The sequence below is a fragment of the Intrasporangium sp. genome (assembly GCF_030452765.1).
Taxonomy (GTDB): domain Bacteria; phylum Actinomycetota; class Actinomycetes; order Actinomycetales; family Dermatophilaceae; genus Intrasporangium_A.
The window spans coordinates 1-5329 of record NZ_JAKDLO010000244.1; the positions used below are offsets into that span (position 1 = coordinate 1).

The following is a 5329-nucleotide window of genomic DNA, read 5'->3' on the forward strand; positions in this document are numbered from 1 at the left end:
GGGCACCAAGGATCAGTCGAGTGGGCACCCCTGAGTAGTCGAGCGGGCAGTTGGTGCCCGGTCGACTTGGGGAGCCGGCGGCCTACGTCTCATTTCTGCCCACGCCGATGAATTGTGTCGGGGACGTGCTCTAGGTTCGTGGGCAGCCCCCCATCCGAAGGAGCCATCGTGCAGATCGGTGTCCCCCGTGAGACCCACCCGCATGAGACGCGCGTGGCCGCGACACCCAAGACCGTGGGTCAGCTCGTCGGCCTCGGCTATGACGTCGTCATCGAGTCCGGTGCCGGGCAGGCGGCCAGCTTCGACGATGCGGCGTATGTCGCTGCCGGTGCCCGGGTCGTGGACCGTGACACGGCCTGGTCCTCCGAGATCGTCCACGCGATCAACCCGCCGGCCGACGACGAGATCGCGCTGCTGCGGCCCGGTACGGTCCTCGTCGGCCTCATGGCGCCGGCCCTCGACCCCGAGCTGGTCGAGAAGCTGCGTGCGGCGAGCGTCACCGCGATGGCGATGGACGCGGTGCCGCGGATCAGCCGCGCCCAGTCCCTCGACGTCCTCTCGTCGATGGCCAACATCGCCGGCTACCGCGCCGTCGTCGAGGCGGCGCACGAGTTCGGGTCGTTCTTCACCGGGCAGGTCACGGCCGCCGGCAAGGTGCCGCCGGCGAAGGTCCTCGTCGTCGGGGCGGGCGTGGCGGGGCTCGCCGCGATCGGCACGGCCCGCTCGCTCGGGGCGATCGTGCGCGCCACCGACGCGCGGCCCGAGGTCGCCGAGCAGGTCGAGTCGATGGGCGCCGAGTTCCTCGCGGTCGAGATGCCGGAGGCCGAGGCGGGACCGAGCGCGACCGGCTACGCCAAGGAGATGGGCGAGGAGTACAACCAGCGAGCCGCCGAGATGTATGCCGCCCAGGTCCCGGAGATCGACATCATCGTCACGACGGCCCTGATCCCGGGCAAGCCGGCGCCGCGGCTGATCACCGGCGAGATGGTCCGCTCGATGAAGGCCGGCTCGGTCATCGTCGACATGGCCGCCGCCACCGGCGGCAACGTCGAGGGCGCGGTCGCCGACGAGCTCACCGTGACCGACAGCGGCGTCAAGATCATCGGCTACACCGACCTCGCGGCGCGGCTGCCGACCCAGGCCAGCCAGCTCTACGGCACCAACCTGGTCAACCTCATGAAGCTGCTCACCCCGGGCAAGGACGGGCAGCTCGTGCTCGACTTCGACGACCCGGTGCAGCGCAACATGACGGTCGCGCGTGACGGCGAGCTGCTGTGGCCCCCACCGCCGCTGCCGGTCAGCGCGACGCCCGCCCCTGCGGCACCGGCGGCGCACAAGGAGGTGGCCAAGGCCGAGCCCGCAGGCCCACGCAGCCTGACTCGGCGGCATACCGGCATGGCGATAGCCGCGCTCGTGTTCATCGTCATCACGGCCCTGTCGAAAGGGACGTTCCTCGCCCCGTTCACCGTCTTCGCGCTCGCGGTCGTCATCGGGTTCTACGTCATCGGCAACGTCGCGCACTCGCTGCACACCCCGCTGATGTCGGTGACGAACGCGATCAGCGGCATCATCATCGTCGGTGCGCTGCTACAGCTCGGGACCTCGGGAACCTCGTCGGTCGCGGCCGTGGCGGTCATCGGGTTCGTCGCGACGCTGGTCGCGAGCATCAACATCTTCGGTGGCTTCACTGTGACCCAACGCATGCTGACGATGTTCCGGAAGGGCTGACCCATGACGACCGACCTCGCCATCGTCGGCGCCGCCTACCTCGTCGCCGCGATCCTGTTCATCCTCAGCCTCGCCGGGCTCTCGAGGCACGAGAGCTCCAAGCGGGGCAACACCTACGGCATCATCGGCATGGTCATCGCGCTCGTCGCGACCCTGTGGATCGCCGGGAAGTCCGCGGGGCTGCCCCAATGGGTCGCGATCATCGTCGCCATGGCGATCGGGGCCGCGATCGGCGTCCGGCTCGCCGTCCGCGTCGGGATGACCGAGATGCCCGAGCTCATCGCGATGCTGCACAGCTTCGTCGGCCTCGCCGCGGTGCTCGTCGGGTACAACACGTACCTCGTGTCGACCGAGACGCACCCGGTGGCCGAGCTCGCCGTCGGTGCGACGCCGGGCGGCACCGACGCCGTGCACCTCGTCGAGATCTTCCTCGGGGTCTTCATCGGGGCGGTGACCTTCACCGGCTCGATCGTGGCCTTCCTCAAGCTGTCGGCCAAGATTTCGAGCCGTCCGCTCATGCTCCCCGCGCGGCACTGGCTCAACCTCGCCGCGGTGGTGGTCTCGCTCGCGCTGATGGTGTGGTTCGTCGTGTCGCCGGCGATCCTGCCGCTCGGGATCATGACGGTGATCGCGCTGGCGTTCGGCTGGCACCTGGTCGCCTCAATCGGCGGCGGTGACATGCCGGTCGTCATCTCGATGCTCAACAGCTACTCGGGATGGGCCGCGGCCGCTGCGGGCTTCATGCTGGACAACGATCTGCTCATCGTCACCGGCGCGCTCGTCGGCTCCTCCGGTGCCTACCTGTCCTACATCATGTGCAAGGCGATGAACCGGTCGTTCGTCTCCGTGATCGCCGGCGGCTTCGGGTCCGACGGGACGGTGACCGGCGAGGAGGTCGACTACGGAGACCACCGGGACACGACGGTCGCCGAGGTCGCCGAACTGCTCAAGAGCGCCCACTCGGTCGTCATCACGCCCGGCTACGGCATGGCGGTCGCCCAGGCGCAGTACCCGGTCGCCGACCTCACCGCCAAGCTGCGCGAGCGCGGGATCGACGTCCGGTTCGGGATCCACCCGGTGGCCGGCCGCCTGCCCGGGCACATGAACGTCCTGCTCGCCGAGGCGAAGGTGCCCTACGACATCGTCCTCGAGATGGACGAGGTCAACGACGACTTCCCCGACACCGACGTGGTGCTCGTCATCGGCGCCAACGACACGGTCAACCCGGCCGCGGCCGAGGACCCGTCCTCGCCGATCGCCGGGATGCCCGTGCTCGAGGTGTGGAAGGCCCGCGACGTCATCGTCTTCAAGCGGTCGATGGCCGCGGGCTATGCCGGGGTGCAGAACCCGCTCTTCTTCCGCGACAACACGGCGATGCTCTTCGGCGACGCGAAGGACCGGGTCGAGGACATCATCAAGGCTTTGTGACCGTTCCGCCCGACGACCACTACTCGACCGGTCGGTGAGCGCTCGTGCTGGGTGAGCACGGCCGAGCAGAATGATGGTCGTTCCACGGCACGCGGGTATGCCGCTGACTCGGCGTGAGCGCGACCGCGCGGTCACGCGGTCTCGCTGCTGCGAGGCCCAGCGGTCCGCGCGTGGGTCGGGCGGGCGGCATACCCGCGTGCGTGTTGTGCCGCTGGACGAGCACTATTCATCCGGCGTCGGTCGGCTCCACGCTCACCCCGAAGCGCCGGCCCGAAATGGGGTCGTGCGGCGGTACTCGACCGCGCGCTCGCACGCGGAACGTACCCATCCGTGCCGGTGCATCGCCTGCTGGTGCGAGACCCGGAGCACGAGCCAACCGCCCAGGCCGAGCTCCGTATAGCGGTGACAGTCGATGTCGATCTGCTGGCGGGTGGTGTGGTACTCGTAGCTGTCCGCTTCGACCGCGATGCCGAGGTCCCTGTCGGCGAGGTCGGGATGGATGACCCGACCCGCCGACCGCAGCGAGACCTGCGGCTGCAGCCTCAGGCCGGCGACGTCGAGGCTGATGGCCCGGACGACGGACTCGAACGGGTTCTCCGCGCGTCGGTCGGCATGATGCGCGACACGCAGGGCTCGCTGACGTCCGGCACGCTTCACATCCTGCGCGGCATCGAGCAGCTGCCCAGGGCTCACGCTGCCGCTGCGCAGAGCCGAGTCGGCGATCGCGAGCGCCTCGTCGAAGGGGAGCGCGACCGCACAGTCGACGACAGTCCGCACCGGAGTCGTGACGTGGGCTCCCAGCAGCGCGGCAGGGGGCAGCGTCCGCCAGCTGACCGCATAGCGCTGCCGGTCGATCGCACTCACCTTGCGACCGCGTGGCACAGCGACCTCGGGTCGTGGCGGCTGGGTCTTGAGGCGCCAGCCGTAGAACGCGGCGGCGCTGCGAGTCACCACGACGGCTCGCAACCGTCGCGCCGCCCGCAGCCCTTCGTCTGCCGAGGCGAGCGCATAGTGCCCCCGGGCGTCTCGCAGGATGTGGCCGTCGACGACGGCTTGGCGGATCTGGCGGGCGCTGTACCAGCGACGAAGTTCGGCGCTGCTGGCGACTCCGCCACGGGCATCGAGGGTGCCTGCGATCGGGTGCTGGGGCATGGCGACAACCATCGCGGATCCAGCGTGGCCGTCCTCGGAGTTATCCACAGGTACCGCCGGACGATCACTATTCGTCTAGACGGAGTGGACTCATGCTCAGGAGGCACGGCGGCCACGAATAGTGGTCGTTCCGCGGCACAGCCCGTATGCCGCTCAGCCGCCCGCCGCTTCGCCTGCCCCGGGCCAGTAGGCGTTCGGGTCGAGCCGCGCGCCGAAGATGGCCTGCCCGACGCGGACGACCGTGGCGCCATACTCGATGGCGAGCTCGAAGTCTCCGGACATGCCCATCGACAGCTCCTCCCAGCCCTCGCCGACCGTGACGTCGTCTGCCTGGCGCAGCCGCTCACGCACGTCGACCATCCGCTGGAAGCACTGCGCGACTCTGGTCTGCTCCGACGAGAACACGGCGAGCGTCATCAGGCCCCGGACCCGCAGCGCGTCGAACGCGGCGAGCTCCCGAGCGAAGCCGACGACGGCCTCGGGGGCCAGCCCGAACTTGCTCTCCTCACCGGACGAGTTGACCTGGACGAGCACGTCGAGCCGGCGACCCTGCGCCTGGAGGCGCTTGTCGAGCTCCTTGGCGAGCCTGAGCGAGTCGAGGGCCTCGAACTCGCTGGCGAACTGCGCGACGAGCCGGGCCTTGTTGCGCTGCAGATGCCCGATGACGGCCCACTCGAGGCCGTCGACATCGCTCAGGCGCTCCCACTTGTCGTGGGCCTCCTGGACCTTGTTCTCCCCGAAGCGGCGGTAGCCGGCGTCGTAGGCCGCCATGATCTTGTCGGTCGACATCGTCTTGCTCACCGGCAGCAGCCGGACACTCGACGGGTCTTGCTCCACCTTGCGGCAGGCGGCGGCGATCCGGTCCTCGATGGTGCGCAGGTTGGTGGCGATGTCGTCCATGGCGTCAGCCAAGCACACCGCGGGTGCGCGTCGGGCCCCGCGCTCGACGGTCGAACCGGACGTTCGTGACCGAACACCGGCGTCTACCGGCCCGCCCGACCCCGAACGGACCGTTCGGCAT

Annotated in this window: 4 protein-coding genes; 2 read left to right on the plus strand and 2 right to left on the minus strand. The window is 69.6% G+C overall.

What is annotated here, in order from left to right:
* The first annotated feature begins 168 nt into the window (after nucleotides 1–168).
* Together L0H79_RS20365 and pntB are read left to right on the plus strand one after the other, a co-directional pair.
* Nucleotides 169–1728, plus strand: coding sequence for a Re/Si-specific NAD(P)(+) transhydrogenase subunit alpha (locus L0H79_RS20365; protein ID WP_301486466.1), 1560 nt, complete (start codon nucleotides 169–171; stop codon nucleotides 1726–1728).
* A 3-nt stretch (nucleotides 1729–1731) separates the two neighbouring features.
* Nucleotides 1732–3156, plus strand: a complete 1425-nt coding sequence (gene pntB, locus L0H79_RS20370) for a Re/Si-specific NAD(P)(+) transhydrogenase subunit beta (protein WP_301486467.1) — start codon at nucleotides 1732–1734, stop codon at nucleotides 3154–3156.
* Between the two features lie 252 nt (nucleotides 3157–3408).
* Here the strand turns inward: pntB and L0H79_RS20375 are convergent, their stop codons facing one another.
* On the minus strand, nucleotides 3409–4308 hold the full coding sequence (locus L0H79_RS20375; RefSeq protein WP_301486468.1) for a hypothetical protein: 900 nt from the start codon (nucleotides 4306–4308) through the stop codon (nucleotides 3409–3411).
* 153 nt (nucleotides 4309–4461) lie between these two features.
* Complete coding sequence (locus tag L0H79_RS20380; protein WP_301486469.1) at nucleotides 4462–5208, minus strand: YggS family pyridoxal phosphate-dependent enzyme; 747 nt, start codon at nucleotides 5206–5208, stop codon at nucleotides 4462–4464.
* Between the last annotated feature and the right edge of the window lie 121 nt (nucleotides 5209–5329).